At 72.8% G+C, this 16,831-nt stretch carries 17 protein-coding genes and 1 pseudogene; 10 read left to right on the top strand and 8 right to left on the bottom strand.

Translation table 11 applies throughout. The features are described 5' to 3' along the window. Together ACIPFH_RS28450 and ACIPFH_RS28445 are read right to left on the bottom strand one after the other, a co-directional pair. Entirely contained in the window at positions 1-990 is a 990-nt protein-coding gene (locus ACIPFH_RS28450) for an expansin EXLX1 family cellulose-binding protein (protein WP_401830745.1), read from the bottom strand. A gap of 408 nt (positions 991-1,398) precedes the next feature. Then, positions 1,399-2,574 (bottom strand): thiolase C-terminal domain-containing protein, encoded by a 1,176-nt coding sequence (locus ACIPFH_RS28445; protein WP_401830743.1) that lies wholly within the window; start codon positions 2,572-2,574, stop codon positions 1,399-1,401. Positions 2,575-2,687: 113 nt separating this feature from the next. On the opposite strand from ACIPFH_RS28445, the gene ACIPFH_RS28440 reads away from it, so the two are divergent. Together ACIPFH_RS28440 and ACIPFH_RS28435 are read left to right on the top strand one after the other, a co-directional pair. Continuing rightward, complete coding sequence (locus ACIPFH_RS28440) at positions 2,688-3,983, top strand: acyl-CoA dehydrogenase (protein WP_401831145.1); 1,296 nt, start codon at positions 2,688-2,690, stop codon at positions 3,981-3,983. Beyond that, positions 3,980-4,453 carry a nitroreductase family deazaflavin-dependent oxidoreductase gene (locus ACIPFH_RS28435; protein ID WP_401830741.1) on the top strand — a complete coding sequence of 158 codons (474 nt, stop codon included), beginning with the start codon at positions 3,980-3,982 and terminating at the stop codon, positions 4,451-4,453. Before ACIPFH_RS28440 ends, ACIPFH_RS28435 begins: the two co-directional genes overlap by 4 nt. A gap of 113 nt (positions 4,454-4,566) precedes the next feature. On the opposite strand, the gene ACIPFH_RS28430 is transcribed toward ACIPFH_RS28435, so the two are convergent. Continuing rightward, positions 4,567-5,169: a LysE family translocator gene (locus tag ACIPFH_RS28430; protein ID WP_401830738.1), complete on the bottom strand. Its 603-nt coding sequence runs from the start codon at positions 5,167-5,169 to the stop codon at positions 4,567-4,569. 82 nt (positions 5,170-5,251) lie between these two features. Here ACIPFH_RS28430 and ACIPFH_RS28425 point away from each other — a divergent pair, with 82 nt between their 5' ends. Beyond that, entirely contained in the window at positions 5,252-5,704 is a 453-nt protein-coding gene (locus ACIPFH_RS28425; RefSeq protein WP_356260049.1) for an Lrp/AsnC family transcriptional regulator, read from the top strand. A gap of 156 nt (positions 5,705-5,860) precedes the next feature. On the opposite strand, the gene ACIPFH_RS28420 is transcribed toward ACIPFH_RS28425, so the two are convergent. Beyond that, positions 5,861-6,496, bottom strand: coding sequence for a TetR family transcriptional regulator (locus ACIPFH_RS28420; protein WP_069769535.1), 636 nt, complete (start codon positions 6,494-6,496; stop codon positions 5,861-5,863). Between the two features lie 134 nt (positions 6,497-6,630). On the opposite strand from ACIPFH_RS28420, the gene ACIPFH_RS28415 reads away from it, so the two are divergent. From ACIPFH_RS28415 to ACIPFH_RS28390, 6 genes and pseudogenes are all read left to right on the top strand, one after another. Beyond that, positions 6,631-7,353: a VOC family protein gene (locus ACIPFH_RS28415; protein WP_401830736.1), complete on the top strand. Its 723-nt coding sequence runs from the start codon at positions 6,631-6,633 to the stop codon at positions 7,351-7,353. 177 nt (positions 7,354-7,530) lie between these two features. Next, entirely contained in the window at positions 7,531-9,909 is a 2,379-nt protein-coding gene (locus ACIPFH_RS28410) for a PQQ-binding-like beta-propeller repeat protein (protein WP_401830733.1), read from the top strand. A gap of 207 nt (positions 9,910-10,116) precedes the next feature. Continuing rightward, complete coding sequence (locus tag ACIPFH_RS28405) at positions 10,117-10,653, top strand: hypothetical protein (protein ID WP_401830731.1); 537 nt, start codon at positions 10,117-10,119, stop codon at positions 10,651-10,653. 75 nt (positions 10,654-10,728) lie between these two features. After that, positions 10,729-11,037 (top strand): annotated as a pseudogene (locus ACIPFH_RS28400) (DUF5753 domain-containing protein); the annotation flags it as partial. 34 nt (positions 11,038-11,071) lie between these two features. Beyond that, positions 11,072-11,290 (top strand): DUF397 domain-containing protein, encoded by a 219-nt coding sequence (locus tag ACIPFH_RS28395; protein WP_401830729.1) that lies wholly within the window; start codon positions 11,072-11,074, stop codon positions 11,288-11,290. A gap of 280 nt (positions 11,291-11,570) precedes the next feature. Beyond that, complete coding sequence (locus tag ACIPFH_RS28390; RefSeq protein ID WP_401830727.1) at positions 11,571-12,458, top strand: hypothetical protein; 888 nt, start codon at positions 11,571-11,573, stop codon at positions 12,456-12,458. A 23-nt stretch (positions 12,459-12,481) separates the two neighbouring features. Here ACIPFH_RS28390 and ACIPFH_RS28385 read toward each other — a convergent pair whose 3' ends face one another. Genes ACIPFH_RS28385 through ACIPFH_RS28375 form a run of 3 tightly spaced genes read right to left on the bottom strand, consistent with a single transcriptional unit; the run spans position 12,482 to position 14,850 of the window. Then, positions 12,482-13,255, bottom strand: a complete 774-nt coding sequence (locus ACIPFH_RS28385) for an enoyl-CoA hydratase/isomerase family protein (protein ID WP_401830726.1) — start codon at positions 13,253-13,255, stop codon at positions 12,482-12,484. Beyond that, positions 13,252-13,668: a Zn-ribbon domain-containing OB-fold protein gene (locus ACIPFH_RS28380; RefSeq protein ID WP_401830724.1), complete on the bottom strand. Its 417-nt coding sequence runs from the start codon at positions 13,666-13,668 to the stop codon at positions 13,252-13,254. The genes ACIPFH_RS28385 and ACIPFH_RS28380 overlap by 4 nt, the downstream gene beginning before the upstream one ends. A gap of 24 nt (positions 13,669-13,692) precedes the next feature. Then, entirely contained in the window at positions 13,693-14,850 is a 1,158-nt protein-coding gene (locus ACIPFH_RS28375; RefSeq protein ID WP_401830723.1) for a lipid-transfer protein, read from the bottom strand. Positions 14,851-14,942: 92 nt separating this feature from the next. Here ACIPFH_RS28375 and ACIPFH_RS28370 point away from each other — a divergent pair, with 92 nt between their 5' ends. Beyond that, positions 14,943-16,523, top strand: a complete 1,581-nt coding sequence (locus tag ACIPFH_RS28370) for a FadD3 family acyl-CoA ligase (RefSeq protein WP_401830721.1) — start codon at positions 14,943-14,945, stop codon at positions 16,521-16,523. Between the two features lie 85 nt (positions 16,524-16,608). On the opposite strand, the gene ACIPFH_RS28365 is transcribed toward ACIPFH_RS28370, so the two are convergent. Beyond that, positions 16,609-16,797: a sigma-like protein gene (locus tag ACIPFH_RS28365; protein WP_401830718.1), complete on the bottom strand. Its 189-nt coding sequence runs from the start codon at positions 16,795-16,797 to the stop codon at positions 16,609-16,611. Positions 16,798-16,831 lie beyond the last annotated feature (34 nt).

Below are 16,831 nucleotides of genomic sequence, written 5' to 3'. Positions count from 1 at the left end.
TCAGTGCCGGGCGAACTGGACCCGGGTCGACTGCACCACGTTCGCCCGGACCGCGATCCCCTCGACCGTCAGCTGCTCCCCGTAGATGTCGGTGAGCCGGATCGGGCCGCCGCACCCGGCGCCCTGCTCGGAGAGGAAGTAGTTGTAGTCGGTGCGCGCCAGAGAGGTCCAGCCGGCACTCGTACGGACCTCGAGGCGGGCCAGCGGGTTGCGGTGGCCGATGGCCTGGATGCCGCACCAGTACTGCGTGGAGCCGGTCTTGTAGCGGATCGAGACCGTGTCGGACGTGCTCGGGCTCAGCAGGCTCCAGGTGACCGGGATCCGGCCCGCCGAGAGGGCCGCGAGCTTGGCGAAGGCCTGTCGGCTGAGGTCGAGTTGGCCGGGCTCGCAGGGCGCCGGGCACTCGTTGGTGATCCGGACCGTGATCGACGCACCGCTCCCGGCACGGACCAGGACGTACGCGCCGCACGCCTTGGACGTCTCGTAGTCGGCGGTGTTCATCGCCGCGGTCATGACGTCGGAGGTCGGGCCGTAGGAGCAGGCGCCGTTGCCGTCCCCGATGTCGTAGGAGGTGGCGATCCCCTGGTAGGCGGTTCCGGGCCGGATCCGGCCCGCCGACGGTGCCGAGCCGGACGCGGTCCGCGCGGCGGGCGCGGCCGCCGAGGACCGGCTCGACGAGCCGGACGCGCCGGAAGCGCCCGCCGTGCCGGTCGGGGTGGCGGAGGGCGTGGCCGTGGCGCTCGGGGACGCCGTGGACGGCTTCGGCTTCGGTGACGGCGATACGGCCGTCCGCGTCGCCGTCGGTGAACCGCTCACCTGGGCGCCGGCCACGGGTTCGACCGCGCGGGCCCCGCCGCCTCCGCTGTCGGGAAGGAAGGCCACGACCAGGGACACGACGAGCGCGACGGCCGCCACGGCGACCACGGTGACGACGGGGACACGGCCCGTGCGCCGCTCGGGGTGGGATCGGCGGTGCGAGGAGGTTGGCACGGATGAATCCTTACGCGGTTCGGGGGAGCACGTCCTGAGAAGCTGTCGATCGGTCAGTGGCCGCCGGAGCCGAAAAGGTTGCCGCCCACGGCGGAGAACCCGGCCGCGCCTGAGTACGTGCACTCAGGGTGCGCGGGTCGCTCCGCTCCGACACGGCCGTCCGTGCTCCCGGGGATGAGATCTCCCGCCGCGTCGAGAGGGGTGCTCGTGGGCCATGACCTTCAGCTGCGTACCTGCCACTCCGGCCGAGCGCTGGAGCGGGACGCCGACGGGGGCCGCGGCCGGTCTCGGCGTGCTCGCCGTGGTGTCCGCGCCGACCTGGCCGAGGGGCGGCCGTGGCGGTCGGCGGCCCGGCCGGGGTCGCGACGAACGTGTCGTGGACGTCCATCACCGACGGCACAGCGGCCCTCAGTCCCGTCCCAGCACCACCGTGCCCGAGGAGCAGAACCATCCCCCGGTCCCGGAGGCGACCCCCAGCCGGGGCAAGGCCCCGTCCTGGCCGCGCACTTGCCGCCGGCCGCCCTCGCCCCGCAACTGGCGCACCGCCTCCACCAGCAGGAACAGTCCCCGCATCCCCGGATGCTGGGCCGAGAGCCCGCCCCCGTCGGTGTTCACCGGCAGGGCGCCGGACACGGTCAGCCGTCCCTTCTCCACGAATGCCCCGCCCTCGCCCTTCGCGCAGAAGCCGAGGTCCTCGAGGGTCACCAGGGTCATGTAGGTGAACGCGTCGTAGATCTCGGCGAAGTCCATCTCCGCCGGACGCAGTCCCGCCCGCGCGAACGCCAGCCGGCCGCTCACCGCCGCCGGTGACACCGTGAAGTCGTCCCACTCGGACATCGAGGCGTGCGAGACGTGCTCCCCCGTCCCGAGGATCCACACCGGGGCCGTGCGGCAGTCGCGTACGTACTCCTCGGCCGCCAGGAGCACCGCCGCGCCTCCGTCGGAGCGCAGGCAGCAGTGCAGTTTCGTGAACGGGTCGGCGATCATCGGCCCGGACAGGACGTCGTCCACCGTCACCGGGTCGCGGAACATCGCGTCGGGGTTCAGGGCCGCGTTCGCCCGCGCCTGGACCGCCACCTCCGCCAGCTGCTCGATCGTCGTGCCGTACTGGAGCATGTGGCGGCGGGCGGCCATCGCGTACTTGGCGATCAGGGTGTGGCCGTAGGGCACCTCGAACTGGAGCGGGCCGCGGCCGCCGAAGGCGAAGGTGCCGGTGCGGCGGCCCGCCCGCACGTCCGCGCGGGCCGTCGAACCGTACGCCAGCAGGACCGCGTTGGCGTGCCCGGCGGCGATCGCGTCGGCCGCGTGCGCCGCCATGACCTCCCAGGCCGATCCGCCGACGGAGGTGGAGTCGACCCAGGTGGGCCGCAGGCCCAGGTAGTCCGCCACCTCGACCGGGGCGAGCGTGCCGAGCCCGGCGGAGGCGAATCCGTCCACCCGTGACCGGTCCAGTCCCGCGTCCGCCAGCGCCCGCCGGGCCGCCTGGGCGTGCAGGGCGTACGGGGTGGCGTCGTCCACCCGGCCGCAGTCGGAGAGGGCGACGCCGACCACGGCCACTTTCCGGGTACCGGATGCGGATGCCATGAATCTGACGGTACATCAGCTCGCGCCTGCCCTGACAGATGCCGTCTCTCTGGGCATTCCCGTTCCGGCGGCCTAATATGACGCACCGTCAGATATGGATGAGAGGGGTGGCCATGGACCCCGGCTTCACCGCCGAGCAGGACGGGATCCGCCGCACATTGCGCGAACTGCTCCACAAACGCTGCGGCCCCGAAGAGCTGCGCGCCGCCCTGGACACCCCCGGCGGCCACGATCCCGCCCTGTGGACCGCCCTCGCCGAGCAGCTCGGACTGCCCGGGCTCGCGCTCCCCGAGGCCTACGGCGGCGTCGGCTGCTCCCGCGCCGACCTCGCCCTCGCCGCCGAGGAGACCGGCCGGGCGCTCGCTCCCTCCCCGCTCCTCGCGACCTCCGTCCTCGCCGCGCCGCTGATCCTCGCCCTCGGCGCCGACGCCCAGCGTGCCGACCTGCTGCCCCGGATCTGCGACGGCACCCTGACCGCCACCCTCGCCGTTCCCGCGCCCGTCCTCGCCACCGCCCTCGCCCTGACCGGCCCCCCGGCCGGCGACTGGGCCGGCGGAGGGCGCGCGGGCGGGGTGCAGGCCCGGCGGGTCCAGGGCGTCTGGCGGCTCTACGGGGAGGCCGCGCAGGTGCTCGACGGGCACAGTGCCGGGGCGCTGGTGGTCGCCGCGCACACCGGCGGGTACGCGCGCGCGCACGCCCTGCTGTTCGTCGTCGCGGGGGACGCCGCCGGGCTCGTACGCACCCGGCAGACGGCCCTGGACGCGACCCGTCCGCAGGCCCGGGTGCAACTGCGGGACGTACGAGCCGAGTTGCTCGGGAGTGAGGAGGCGGACGTCCCGGCAGCCCTCGCCCGCGTCGGTGACTTCGCCGCCGCCTTCCTCGCCTGCGAGGCCGTCGGGGCCGCCGACCGCGCGCTGGAACGGACCGTCGAGTACCTCGGCCGACGGGAGCAGTTCGGGCGGGTGATCGGCTCCTTCCAGGCGGTCCAGCACCGGCTGGCCGACGTCTATGTGCAGGTCCAGGCGGCCCGGTCCGCCGCGTACTACGCCGCCTGGGCGGCGGGCGGGCAGGACGGGCCTGACGGTCGGGAGGGCCCCGGCGGCCCCGGCGGCCCCGGCGACCCGGGCGGCCACGGCGGCCCCCTCGGCCGGGCGCATTCCGGTGGCCCGGACGGTTCCGGTGAGCGGGTCGGTGGGCTTGCTCTCGCTCAGGCGTTGGAGGCCCTGCGGCGGGCCGCCGCCGAGGGTGTCCAGTTGCACGGCGGCATCGGGTTCACCTGGGAGCACGAGGCGCATCTGTCCTTCAAGCGGGCCGCGGGCGACGAGTTGCTGTTCGGACCCGTGCACCGGCTGCGGGCCCACGCGGCCGAGGGGGCCCGCCTCTTCGAGCGGCCGGAGGTGTCGGTGTGATCGGCGTCCGGATGGTGCAGAAGGTGTCCTCGACCCGGGCCTTCGCGAAGGTCGCTCCGCATGTCATCCCCGCCCTCGACCGGGCCGTCCACCGTCTCACCCGGGGAAAGGTGCTGCTCAGCGCCCAGCTGCTGCCCGGGGTGATTCTCACGTCCACCGGGGCGAGGAGCGGGCTGCCGCGTCGTGCGCCGCTGGCCTGTATGCCCGAGGAGGGCGGCGGGAGCTGGATCCTGATCGGCTCCAACTTCGGCCGCACCGGGCACCCCGCCTGGACCGGCAACCTCCTCGCCCGCCCCGAGGCCGAGATCAGCTGGAAGGGCACGGACATCCCGGTGACGGCCGAGCTGCTGACGGGGGAGGAGCGGGCGGCCGTCTGGACGGCACTGCTGGCGTTCTGGCCGCCGTACGCGACGTATCAGGCGCGGGTGGAACGGGAGATCCGGCTGTTCCGGCTCACACGCCGGAGGTAGAGGACACCCGGGGGCGGGCCGGCCGGGTCAGAAGGCGTGCTGGAGCAGCAGGAACGTGCCGATCCCCGGCATCGCCGCTCCGGACGTGCGGGTCACCGCCCGGGCCGGCCGGGTCAGAAGGCGTGCTGGAGCAGCAGGAACGTGCCGATCCCCAGCATCGCCGCTCCGGACGTGCGGGTCACCGCCCGGGCCGCCGCCGGGCGGGCGCCCAGCAGTCTGCGGGCCAGGACGCCCACCGTCAGATAGACGGCGGCGCAACACGCCATGTGCAGGAGCCCGAGGGCGGTCGTCTGCCCGGCCACCGGCAGGTGCCCGCCCCCGGGGGAGAGGAACTGCGGCAGGACCGAGAGGTAGAGCAGCAGGCCCTTGGGGTTCAGGCCGCTGATGGCGGCCCCGCGCAGGAACACCCGCGCTGCGCCCCCGGCGATCTCCCCGCCCGCGCCCGGTGTCCCCGGCCGCCGCAGCACGGCCCACCCCAGCCACACCAGGTACGCCGCGCCCGCCACCGTCAGCCCGGTCAGCAGCGCCGGCGAGCCCGCGACCAGCACCGCGAGGCCCGCCGCGGCCAGCACCGTGTGCAGGGCGTACCCACTCACCAGGCCGCCCACCGAGCGGCCGCGCAGTCCGGCGGAGATCACGTACGCCCAGTCGGCGCCCGGCACGCACACCAGCAGCAGGTCCACGGCGAGGAAAGAAATCAGCGTTCCCGAGTCCATATCGGGGACATTAGGCGCGATGCGGCCGAAAGTGTTCCCGAAGTTTTCGCGAATCAGGCCTGTCCGGGGGAAGATCTGCCTCATGGACGACGTGGACCGGAAGATTCTTGCCGAGCTGCAGCAGGACGGGCGGCTGACCGTGACCGAGCTGGCCGCGCGGGTGCGGCTGAGCGTCTCGCCGTGTCACCGGCGGCTGAGGGAGCTGGAGCGGTCCGGGGCGATCAGCGGCTACCGGGCGGTGGTGGAGCCGGCCGCCGTCGGGCTGAGCTTCGAGGCGCTGGTCTTCGTCTCGATGCGGCAGGAGGACCGGGACACGGTCGCCGAGTTCGAGCGGGCGGTGGGCGAGGTGGAGCATGTCCTGGACGCGCAGCGGCTGTTCGGGGAGCCCGACTACCTGCTGCGGGTGGCCACCGCCGACCTCGCGGCCTTCCAGCGGCTGTACGACGAGCGCCTCGCCACCCTGCCGGGGGTGCAGCGGCTGACGTCGACGCTGGTGATGAAGCACGTGGTGAAGGGCCGCGCGCTGCCCGCATGAGGCCGAGCGCCCGCATGAGGCCGAACGCCCGCATGAGCCGACGCCCGCATGAGGCCGAACGCCCGCCTTGAGGCCGACAGCGCGGCAGGCGGCGGCTCACCGGGTGAGCCGCCGCCTGACAGACAGGACTTGATCGTAAGGAAAGTGGGGGCCGGGCTACTTCGTCGGCTTCTTGCCGGTGATGCCCAGGTGCACCAACAGGGCCAGGTTCGGCTTGAGTTCAGCCTGCTTGACACCCCACGTCTGGAAGCCCTTCTGATGCGAGGCGACCGCCGCGAGCATCGCGACGAGCGCACCGGCGACGGCGGCCGGGTTCACGTCCTTGTCGACCTTGCCCTTGGACTGCAACTCGGCGACCGCGTCCGACAGGGAGTTGTTCACCGAGTTGAGGATCTTCATGCGGAGTTTGTAGAAGCGCTTGTCCCCCTCCGCCGCGCCGAGGTCGACCACCCGGAGAATCGCGTCGTTCTTCCGCCAGAACTCCAGAAATCCGTCCACGAGTTCCTGCGCCGTCTGCCAGCCCGCCTTGCCGACCCACGACCGCCCGGCGACCAGCTCGGTCAACTCGGCGCCCTCGGCGGCCATTTGCTCGGCGATCTCCAGGACGGCGCCCTCGACGTCCGGGAAGTACTGGTAGAAGGTCGCGGGCGAAGTGCCCGCCTTCCGGGCGACATCGATGACCTTGACGTCCCGATAGGGAGAGGAGCTGAGCATCTCACTGAGGCAGTCGAGCAGCTTCTGCCGCGTCGCCTGCCCGCGCCGACCGGCCACGCGGCCGTCGACGGTACGCACTTGTCCTGTCATGACGTCAGCTTACCGAGGGGTGATCGGAGCGCTATTCGGCCGACTGCAAATGGGGTGCGCGGGGGCGGGGAGGCGGGTGTGCCTGGTCTGCGGCTTGCGTGAACCGCCGTTAGTTTGGCTACATGGCCGAAAACAGGGCATCGGCGTACGCGGAGGGCGTCCCCTGCTGGGTGGACGCACAGCTCCCCGACGTGGACGCGGGCAAGCGGTTCTACGGCGAGCTCTTCGGATGGGGCTTCGAGGAGGCGTACGGCTCCTCCGTCTGGGCCCGGCTGGAGGGCGCTCCGGTGGCGGCGCTCGCCCACAAGACGGACGGCCGGATGCCTACGGTCTGGACGGTGTACTTCGCGACCCCGGACGCGGAGACGACCGCCCGCCGTATCCAGAAGGCCGGCGGGCAGGTGGTCATGGCGCCGCTGCCGGTCGACGGGGCGGGCACGGCGGCGCTCGCCGCCGACCCCGAGGGCGCGGTCTTCGGACTGTGGCAGCCGGCCGGACACCCTGGCTTCGGCGTCCGTCACCGGCCCGGCGCCTTCGCCTGGGCGCAGCTCTACGCCCGCGACACCGAGGCCGCCAACACCTTCTACGGCCATCTCTTCCACGAGGCGCTGTTCGGCCCGGACGCCGAGCCCGACTTCGGGCGGGCGCCGGTCGGCGACGTCTTCCCGGAGGTCATGCCGCCGCATTTCCTCGTCCACTTCGGGGTGGAGGACTGCGAGAGCGCGCTCGGCGCGGTGAGCCGGCTCGGCGGGCGGGTGCAGGCGGGTCCGTTCACCGCTTCCTACGGAATCGTGGCCGTCGTCACAGATAATCAAGGGGCGTCGTTCGCGGTTCTCCAGCGCTGACCGGGCTGTATGCGCGTATATGAAATGAGACACCCCGATTGCCCCCGGGTTCGCAACCAGCCGCCCGGCCAGGAAGAATCAGGGTGCGTGCCGCCATGGCGGTGCGGTGGGTGAGACGCTGCACGGGGCCGTGTGCACAAGTGGGTGACGCGGTTCGTACGGGGAGGTGGCAGGCAAGTGGTGGATCAGCTGACGCAGCACGATCCGCGGCGGATCGGGCCGTTCGAGGTGCTGGGACGGCTGGGTGCCGGCGGCATGGGGCTGGTCTATCTGGCCCGCTCGGCCTCGGGCCGGCGCGTGGCGATCAAGACGGTGCGGACCGAGCTCGCCGAGGACCAGCTCTTCCGGGTGCGGTTCACGCGCGAGGTGGAGGCGGCCCGGGCCGTCTCCGGGTTCTACACGGCCGCCGTCGTCGACGCCGATCCCCGCGCCGCCGTGCCCTGGCTGGCCACCGCGTACGTTCCCGCGCCCTCGCTCGAGGAAATAGTGAACGACTGCGGGCCGATGCCGGCCCAGGCGGTGCGCTGGCTGGCGGCGGGCGTCGCCGAGGCGCTCCAGTCGATCCACGGCGCGGGGCTGGTCCACCGTGACCTCAAGCCGTCCAACGTGCTCGTCGTCGAGGACGGGCCCCGGGTGATCGACTTCGGTATCGCGTCCGGCGTCTCGAACACGCGTTTGACGATGACGAACGTGGCCGTCGGCACGCCCGCCTACATGTCCCCCGAGCAGGCGAAGGACTCGCGCAGCGTGACCGGCGCGAGCGATGTCTTCTCGCTCGGGTCGATGCTCGTCTTCGCCGCCACCGGCCACCCGCCCTTCCACGGAGCCAACCCGGTCGAGACGGTCTTCATGCTGCTGCGCGAGGGCCCGGACCTGAAGGGCCTCCCCGACGAGCTGCGTCCGCTCATCGAGTCCTGTATGCAGATGGACGCCACGGCCCGTCCCAACCCGGCCGACCTCCAGGCCCAGCTCGCCCCCCACCTCTTCGGCTCCGGCTCCGACGACAGCGGAACCGCGTCGGCGTGGCTGCCCGAGAAGGCGGTCACCCTCATCGAGACGCGCCGCGGCGGCCGCCCGGCGAAGCCGGCGCCCCCGAGCCCCCGCAGCGGCGGCGGAGGCGGCGGTGTGGGCATGGCCCGCCCCGCCGGGCCGGCCGTTCCGGCCCCGCCGTCCCACGCCCCCGTGGTTCTCACCCGCCCGGCCGCCGTGGCCGTCGGCGCCCCCGACATCGGCCCCGTCCGGCTGGCCGGCGCGGCCGTGCCGATCGGGCCCGGTCCACGCGTCGCCGACGTCCGTGCCACGGCCGCCGTGAAGGCGCCGGTGGCCGAGCCCGGCCTGGTCGCCAACTGGTCCCGCCCGCACCCCGGCGTGAACGGCGCCGACACCGCCGTACCGGCCGCCCAGAGCGCGCCCCCGGAGACCCCGGCGGGCTGGCGGCCCTGGCGTTTCCGCATGTCGAACGATGTCTGGGGCACGCCGTCCGTCGCCGGTGACCTCGTCTACGTCACCTCCTTCGAGGTGCACGCCCTGGACGTGGCCACCGGACGCCGTCGCTTCAAGACGCGGGACGTGGCCTGGTCGATGGCGGTCGCGGACGGCCGGGTGCACGCGTCCGACGGCCCCACCCTGTTCGCGCTGGACGCCCGCGAGGGCGGCGACCTGTGGCGGCTGTCGACGGAGGCCTGGGTGTACTCGCTCAGGGCCGACCGGGGCACGGTCGTCACCGGCACCCGCGGCGGCGGCGTCCAGGCCTGGGAGGCCTCGGCCGGGCAGAAGCTCTGGGAGATCACCGGCTGCCAGACCGACTTCGAGTCCCCGGAGGCCGGTCCGGCCCTGCACGAGGGCACCGTCTTCGTCTGGCAGGACGCCCGGCTCAGAGCCCTGGACGCCCGCACGGGCGAGGAGCGCTGGTCGTACCCCATCGGCGACACGGCCTCCTGTGGCGGTGTCCCGGTCCGCGTCACCCCCGCCACCGACGGCTACGTCTACCTCTCCGCCGGTACCCGGGTCCTGGCCGTCGACATCGCGAGCGGCATGGTGCGCTGGCACTTCGAGGCGCCGGCGGTGTTCCTGTCCCCGCCGACCTTCGTTCCCGGCCCGGCGGTGACCGGCGGTGGCGTCTATCTCGCCGACTACCTCGGCACCGTGTACGCCCTCGACGCCACCGACGGCCGCGACCGCTGGCGCATCGCCACCGAGTCCCGGGCGTCCGTCGACCCGGTGCTGGTGGCCGCCGGCCACGTCCACGTCGGCAGCGGCAAGGGGCTCTACACCCTGGACGCGGTCACCGGCACGCCGAAGTGGCGCTTCCAGGCGGGCGGCGACATCGTGGGCGCCCCCGCGGTCGCGGAGGGCCGTATTCACTTCGGCTCGACGGACCACCTGCTGTACACCCTGAAGGCCGACGACGGTCGGCTGCGCTGGAAACTGGCGACCGGCGGCGAGATCACCGGCTCCCCGGTGGTCCGCGACGGCGTCGTGTACGCGTCCAGCAAGGACCGCTGCGTGTACGCGCTGGACGCGGAGAAGGGCACGGGCACGGCGAGAACGGCCTGAGCCGTGGCCGGTGGCCGGGTACTTCGAGTCCGGTCCCGGGGCCGGTCCGGGACGGCCGTCGTGCCGGGTGTGCGGAAGGGGATCCGGACGGCGGCCGCCGCTGCGGGGAGCGGCCCGTTCGCCGCTCTCACCGCAGACGCTACGCCGGGGACGGACCGGTCGCTCATCGGTGACATGGTCGTGACAGGTATTGCTTATGCTGCCTTTATGGATCAACGGGGGCAGAAACTCAGGTTCGCAGCGGTCTCGGTGTGCGTCGTACTGGCACTGACCGGATTCTCGACGGGCAGGGGCCACGGGCACAGCAGCGGTCACGGCGGTGGCGGAGGCGGGTGCAGCAGCTCCGGCCAGGACCACGACAGCTCGTCGTCGAGCGGCGGCACCTCCGGGTCGCGGTACCACGACTACGACGATGACGACGACTACACCGACGACACCTCCGGCGGCAGCGGCTCCTCCAGCTCGTCCACGACGCCGAAGGACGCCACGGTGGAGCTGATCGACTGCGCGACGCCCACCGAGGCCTACGCGACGGTCGAGGTCACCAACCCGAACTCCACCGGCGGCTACTTCACCGTCACCGTCGACTTCCTCGACGCCGGTTCCCGGCGGGTGGAACAGCGGAGCACCGACGAGTACGTCGCCGGGAACGACTCGGCGACGGTGCACGTGGACCTGTCCGGCCCGGGCGTCGCGGCGAAGGTCGACCACTGCGAGGCGGAGCCGTACGCAACGGCGCGCTGACCGGACGTCTCTCAACGGACCGACGCCTCCAGAGGCACCTCCGCCCACATCGTCTTGCCCACGGGTACGCGAGGAGTGGTCCTCGACGAGGCGGTGCTCAGGCGTCCGGTCGGAGGCCGGCTGGTGATGCGGGAGCAGTTGGCGCGGCTGCTCGGGACCACGGCGGAACCTCACATCACCGTGCAGGTACTGCCGTTCGACCAGGGGGAGCACGATGTCATGGGCGGCTCGCTCACGGTGCTCACCATGCCGGACGGCTCGGAGATCGCCTACACGGAAGGCGCGCACTACGGCCAACTCATCGAGGATCCGGACCAGGTCAGGAGTTTCGCGCTGACCTACGATCGGCTGCGGGCGGCGGCTCTGCCCCCGCTCATGTCACTCGACATGATCCGATCCGTGATGGAGGACAACCACCGTGGAGCGAAGGTCCCGTCCCGAACTGAACGGCGCCGCCTGGCGCAAGAGCAGCTACAGCAATCAGGAGGGGGGCGACTGCGTGGAGGTGGCCGACGGGTTCCGGGCCGTCGTCCCGGTCCGTGACAGCAAGGTTCCGCACGGTCCCGCGCTGTGCTTCGACGTCGCTTCCTGGGCTGCTTTCATAGGCGAGTTGAAGGCCGGGCACCACCGTCCCTGAGGTGGCCGGACCCCGGCCGCCGTCCACGTTCTGGCTCACCGGGCCCTTGTCCGCGAGGGTCCGGCGGGCCGCTGACCTCCTGAAAGAACCGGGGGAAAGAACTTCCCGCCCGCCCACCCTCCCCGGCCGGGAAGGCCGCGTCACCCGTCCGAGTGACCGGCTTGCAGCGGCGGGATATGGGCAGTTACGTTCGCCGCGACAACCGCAAACAGATACGGCCCCCGGCCGGGACTGGCATCCCGAACGAGGGCCTGACCGATCAGGAAGAAAGACCTTCCCGATGGCTGAATCGCAGTCTAACGCGCCCCTGCGCGCCGACGCCGGAGCTCCGTCCTCCGGCGTGATCCATGTCCGCACCCGGCTCACGGCCGACTTCACCGTGATCTCCAACGCCCTGGCCCAGCGACGCGGCAGCGCGGTCACGATCGGCGTCGCGGCGTACATCGCCTCCCTGCCCGACGGCTCCCCCGTGACGATCACCGCACTGTGCGAGCACTTCAGCGAGGGGGAGATCCTGATCTCGCGAGCGCTGAGGGAGCTGGAGGCGGCCGGGTACCTGGAGCGCCGCCGCGAGCGAACGCCCACCGGACAGGTCCGTACCCGAACATACTTCTACGACGTACCCGACGGCGCGCCGCATCCGGACGGGCCTCCCGAGCCGCCGAAGCACCGTCGCCCCCGCAGGCAGCCCGCCGTCGTACGCGGACCGCTGCGGCCGCCGGTCCAGCCCGAGGTGGAGATCCCGGACCCGCTCACCGATGTCGCCGACGTTGCCGATGTCGCCGACGCCGACCCCCGAGCCGTCGCCGTACTCACCGCCCTGCGCCAGGTCGACCCCCGCCTCGTCCTGTCCGCGCGGGAAGCCGCCCGCCTCGCCCCGGCCGTCACCCGGTGGCTCGCCGCCGGTCTCCTGCCCACGCACATCACGGACCACCTCACCGCAACGCTCCCGGACCAGTTGCTGGCCCGCCCGGCCGGCATCCTCGCCTACCGGCTCAAGGAGACGCCCCTGCCTCTCTCCGCACCGGCCCGAAGCACGGAAACCCCCGGACGCCCGGCGGTCGTGCCCCTGCGGAACTGCGACGGCTGCGACCGCGGATTCCGTACGGCGGAACCCGGCCGCTGCCGGGACTGCCGGACCCGGGACCAACTCCGCGCGGCCGGCTGAGCCGACCGGACTCCGGGGTGGGCTCAGCGGATCCGGGGCTGCTCCGGCGAGCGGCGCGTGAAGAGTCTCGCCTGTTCCTCGCTCGGCAGGTTCCCCAGCGAGATGAGGTGCGGCGCCTGCGCGAAGGCCGTCGCGCGGGCCGTCTCCTTCGCCGCCCACAGCGCCCGCACGGTGCCCTGGACCCCGGCGGCGGGATACCCGGCGACGACGGTGGCGCAGGCGACGGCGGCGGCCGACGCCCCGCCGGTGTCGGTGAGTTCGGAGACCAGCCCGACGTCGAAGGCGCGCCGGGCGGAGATCCGTTCCGCCGTTCCCATCAACATCATCCGCGCGACCTCCCCGTACGGCATCCGCTGTGCCAGGAGCACCGACTCGTACGCGCTGACCATCCCGTAGGTGGTGTGCGGGTCGAAGAACACGGCGTCGGCGCCGGCCACGATGAACTCGCACTCCCCGAGCAGGTAGAAGGCGCCGCCGCAGGCCATTCCCTCCACGGCGGCGACGACCGGTTTCCACAGGTCGTTCGCCTTGGGCCCGACGGTGAGCAGCGGATCGTCCTGCATGTAGGGGGAGCCGGGCTGTGGTACGACGGCGTCCCGGTCGAGGCCGGTACAGAACGCCCGCTGTCCGGCCCCGGTGAGGACGATGGCCCGTACCGAGTCGTCGAACCGCAACTCCCGCCAGATGTCCTTCAGTTCGCGGACGGTCTCGAGGTCGATGGCGTTGAGCCGGGCCGGCCGGTCGAGGGTGACGACGGCCACCCCGGTGTCCTTGTCGCTGCCGAGGCGCACACTCACGGCCGCTCCAGAACCCACTGCGGAAGCCCGGCGCCGTCGAAGACGACCTGCACCCGGGCGCCGATCCGGACGCGGTCGGGGGAGAGGGAGTTCAGCGGAGCGCCCGGCTCGCTCACCAGGTTCCCCACCATCCGTATCCGGGGCGCCTCGGCCAGCTCGACGAGGATCACGTTGTAGGGGGCCTGTGCCGCGTAGTCGGGCAGCAGGGGCGGATGCGGGACGACGTAGGACCAGATCCGTCCGTGTCCCGACATCCGCCGCCACTCGCTCGCGAAGGACTGGCAGTGCGGGCAGCAGGGGCGGGGCGGGAAGCGGGGTTCGCCGCAGTCGCCGCAGGCCTGGACTCGGAGTTCGCCCTGGGCGGCGTACCGCCAGAAGGGGGCGCCGTCGGCGTCGGTGACGGGGATGAGCATCGCGGGATCAACTCCTCGGTGCGTTCAGTTCCTGAGCAGCAGGGCGGAGGTCGGGACGCCCTCGCCGGCGGTGACGAGGCAGGTCGCGGCGCCCGGCACCTGGGCGGTGCTGGTCCCGCGCAGCTGCTTCACGCCCTCGTTGATGAGGTTGAAGCCGTGGACGTAGGCCTCGCTCAGCCCGCCGCCGCCGGTGTTGAGGGGCAGCCGTCCGCCCATCTCCAGGGCGCCTCCCTCGGTGAACGCCCCGCCCTCTCCCCGGCCGCAGAACCCGTACCCCTCCAGGGAGAGCGGCACGAGGGGGGTGAAGGCGTCGTAGATCTGTGCGACGTCGACGTCGTGCGCAGTGAAGTCGGCGTGCTTCCACAGATGCCGGGCGGCCGCCCAGGCCGGGCCGGTGAGCGGGTCGTCGTTCCAGTAGTTGACCATGCCGTGGTGCTGGGCGGGCAGGCCCTGGGCGGCGGAGTGGACGTAGACGGGGCGCCGGCGGCAGTCCCGGGCCCGTTCGGCGCTCACCACCACGCACGCCAACGCCCCGTCGGTCTCGAGGCAGTTGTCGTACAGGCACAGGGGTTCGCTGATCCACCGGGACGACATGTACATCTCGCGGGTGAGGGGCCGTTCGTACATCACGGCGGCGGGGTTCTGGTTGGCGCGGTTGCGGCAGGCGAGGGCGACGTTGAAGAGGTGGTCGCGGGTGGCGCCGTACTCGTGCAGATAGCGGCGGGCGAGCATGGCTATCTCGTCGGCGGGCCGCAACAGACCGAAGGGCCGGGTCCACTGGGCGGGGGTGGGGAGCTGGACGGACGTGTTGGTCCACGGGCGCGGACCGGAGCCCCTCTTCCGCGACCGCCACGCGACTCCCACCGTGGCCTGTCCGGAGGCGATGGCGGCGGCGAGGTGGGCGACGGTGGCGCAGGAGCCGCCGCCGCCGAACCCGATCTTGCTGAAGAAGGTCAGGTCCCCGAACCCGACGGCCTTCGCGAGCTCGACCTCGTCCGTCTCCTCCATGGTGTAGGAGGCGAGGGCGTCGACCTCGCCGGGGGCGATCCCGGCGTCGTCGAGGGCGGCGAGGACGGCGCGGCAGGCGAGGGTCCGTTCGTCCTCGGGGAGGTGCTTGGCGAAGGGCGTCTGCCCGATGCCGACGACGGCGGTGGCGTCCTTGAGTCCGGTCACTGCGGGCATGCTGCACGCACCTCCACACGGCGACTGCGCTGCTGACAGTGCGTCAGGTTACCGCTAATCTGACGGGTAGTCAGCTACTGGGGAGGCTGGTCATGCGTGGTGACATGGAATGGGGAACGATCCCCGGCCTGGTCCGCTGGGCGGCCGAGCGGTACGCGGGAACCGAGGCGGTGGTGGAGGGCCGTACCCGTGTCTCGTACGGCGAGTTGGGCGCCCGGGTCGAACGGGCGACGGCCGCGTGCCTGGCGCACGGGGTGCGGGCGGGCGACCGCGTGGCCATCTGGGCCCCGAACTCCCTGGACTGGATGGTGGCGGCGCTGGGCGCGGTGGGGGCGGGAGCGGTGCTCGTGCCCCTGAACACACGCTTCAAGGGCACCGAGGCGGCGGACGTACTGCGCCGCAGCGGGGCGCGTCTGCTCTTCGTGACCGGCACGTTCCTGGGGACGTCGTACGTGGCGTCGCTGCGGCGGGCGGCGGCGGAGGGCGCCGGGGACGGCCCGCTGCCGGGGCTCCCCGCGCTGGAGCGGGTGGTGGTGCTCTCCGACGACGCCCCGGCGGCCTTCCGCACCTGGAAGGACTTCCTGGCGAGCGGGGAGGGGATCGGAACGACGGAGGTCCGGGCGCGCGCGGACGAGGTGGCGGGGGAGTGGCCCTCTGACATCGTCTTCACCTCGGGCACGACGGGCCGCCCCAAGGGCGCGGTGATCACCCACGCGCAGACCCTGCGGGCGTACGAGGTGTGGTCCGACCTCGCGGGGCTGCGGCAGGGCGACCGCTATCTGATCGTGAACCCCTTCTTCCACACCTTCGGCTACAAGGCGGGCGTCATCGCCTGCCTGATGCGGGGCGCGACGATGATCCCCCAGCCGGTGTTCAACGTGGACACGGTCCTGGCGAACGTGGCGTCGGAACGGGTGTCGGTCCTCCCCGGGCCGCCGACCCTGCACCAGTCGCTCCTGGACCACGCGGCACGGGACACGCACGACCTGTCGGCGCTGCGGCTGGTGGTGACGGGCGCGGCGGTGGTGCCGCTGCGGCTCGTCGAACGCCTGCGGGGCGAACTGGGCGTGGAGACCGTCCTGACGGCCTACGGCCTCTCGGAGGCGAGCGGTGTCGTCACGATGTGCCGGCGCGGGGACGACCCCACGGTCATCGCCTCGACGTCGGGCCGCGCGATCCCCGGCACCGAGGTGCGGGTGGACGCGGCGCCGGGCGAGCCCGGGGAGGTCCTGGTCCGCGGCTTCAACGTCATGCGCGGCTACTACGAGGACGAGGCGGCCACGGCGGAGGCGCTGACCCCGGACGGCTGGCTGCGCACGGGCGACGTGGGCGTCCTGGACGCCGCCGGCAACCTCCGGATCACCGACCGCCTGAAGGACATGTTCATCGTCGGCGGCTTCAACGCCTACCCGGCGGAGATAGAGCAACGCCTGGGCCTGCACCCCGACGTGGCCGACGTGGCGGTGATCGGCGTCCCGGACCCGCGCCTGGGCGAGGTGGGCAAGGCGTATGTGGTCCGCCGGCCGGGCGCGGTGTCCACGGCCGACGACCTGATCGCCTGGGCCCGCCGCGAGATGGCCAACTACAAGGTGCCGAGGGCGGTCGAGTTCGTGACGACGCTGCCGCGCAATGCGAGCGGCAAGGTGGTGAAGGGGGCGTTGCGGGCCCGGTGACAGGGCGGGCCCGCAGCACCCGGACACGCCTCGGCCGCGGCGGCCTCCCCTCCGCGCCGCCGCGGCCGACCCCCGTGGGTGGTGCCTACTTGCCGCCGTCCAGGCCCAGGGCGGGCGGGACGGGCGAGTGGTTCTCGAGCGTGGTGATCTCTTCGTCGGTCGACGGCGTGGACGGCGTCGGCTTCGGCGTCACCGCGTCCTTGAGGGCCGGCGGCACGGGCGAGTGGTTCTCGAGCGTGGTGATGTCCGGCGACTGCTTCTCGGTGCTGCTCATGTTCACGCTTCCCCTGTGAATGGTGTTCAAGTGA

It is taken from the genome of Streptomyces sp. NPDC088157, from assembly GCF_044741545.1.
Lineage (GTDB): Bacteria > Actinomycetota > Actinomycetes > Streptomycetales > Streptomycetaceae > Streptomyces.
This window is presented reverse-complemented; position numbering and strand designations above follow the sequence as displayed.

Coding starts and splice junctions, on each gene's coding strand:
- ACIPFH_RS28430 (WP_401830738.1), bottom strand. CDS start 5,169: ATGGACTCGGGAACGCTGATTTCTTTCCTCGCCGTGGACCTGCTGCTG.
- ACIPFH_RS28415 (WP_401830736.1), top strand. CDS start 6,631: ATGGCCGAAAACAGGGCATCGGCGTACGCGGAGGGCGTCCCCTGCTGG.
- ACIPFH_RS28375 (WP_401830723.1), bottom strand. CDS start 14,850: ATGCCCGCAGTGACCGGACTCAAGGACGCCACCGCCGTCGTCGGCATC.
- ACIPFH_RS28370 (WP_401830721.1), top strand. CDS start 14,943: ATGCGTGGTGACATGGAATGGGGAACGATCCCCGGCCTGGTCCGCTGG.
- ACIPFH_RS28365 (WP_401830718.1), bottom strand. CDS start 16,797: ATGAGCAGCACCGAGAAGCAGTCGCCGGACATCACCACGCTCGAGAAC.
- ACIPFH_RS28445 (WP_401830743.1), bottom strand. CDS start 2,574: ATGGCATCCGCATCCGGTACCCGGAAAGTGGCCGTGGTCGGCGTCGCC.
- ACIPFH_RS28440 (WP_401831145.1), top strand. CDS start 2,688: ATGGACCCCGGCTTCACCGCCGAGCAGGACGGGATCCGCCGCACATTG.
- ACIPFH_RS28390 (WP_401830727.1), top strand. CDS start 11,571: ATGGCTGAATCGCAGTCTAACGCGCCCCTGCGCGCCGACGCCGGAGCT.
- ACIPFH_RS28380 (WP_401830724.1), bottom strand. CDS start 13,668: ATGCTCATCCCCGTCACCGACGCCGACGGCGCCCCCTTCTGGCGGTAC.
- ACIPFH_RS28405 (WP_401830731.1), top strand. CDS start 10,117: ATGGATCAACGGGGGCAGAAACTCAGGTTCGCAGCGGTCTCGGTGTGC.
- ACIPFH_RS28425 (WP_356260049.1), top strand. CDS start 5,252: ATGGACGACGTGGACCGGAAGATTCTTGCCGAGCTGCAGCAGGACGGG.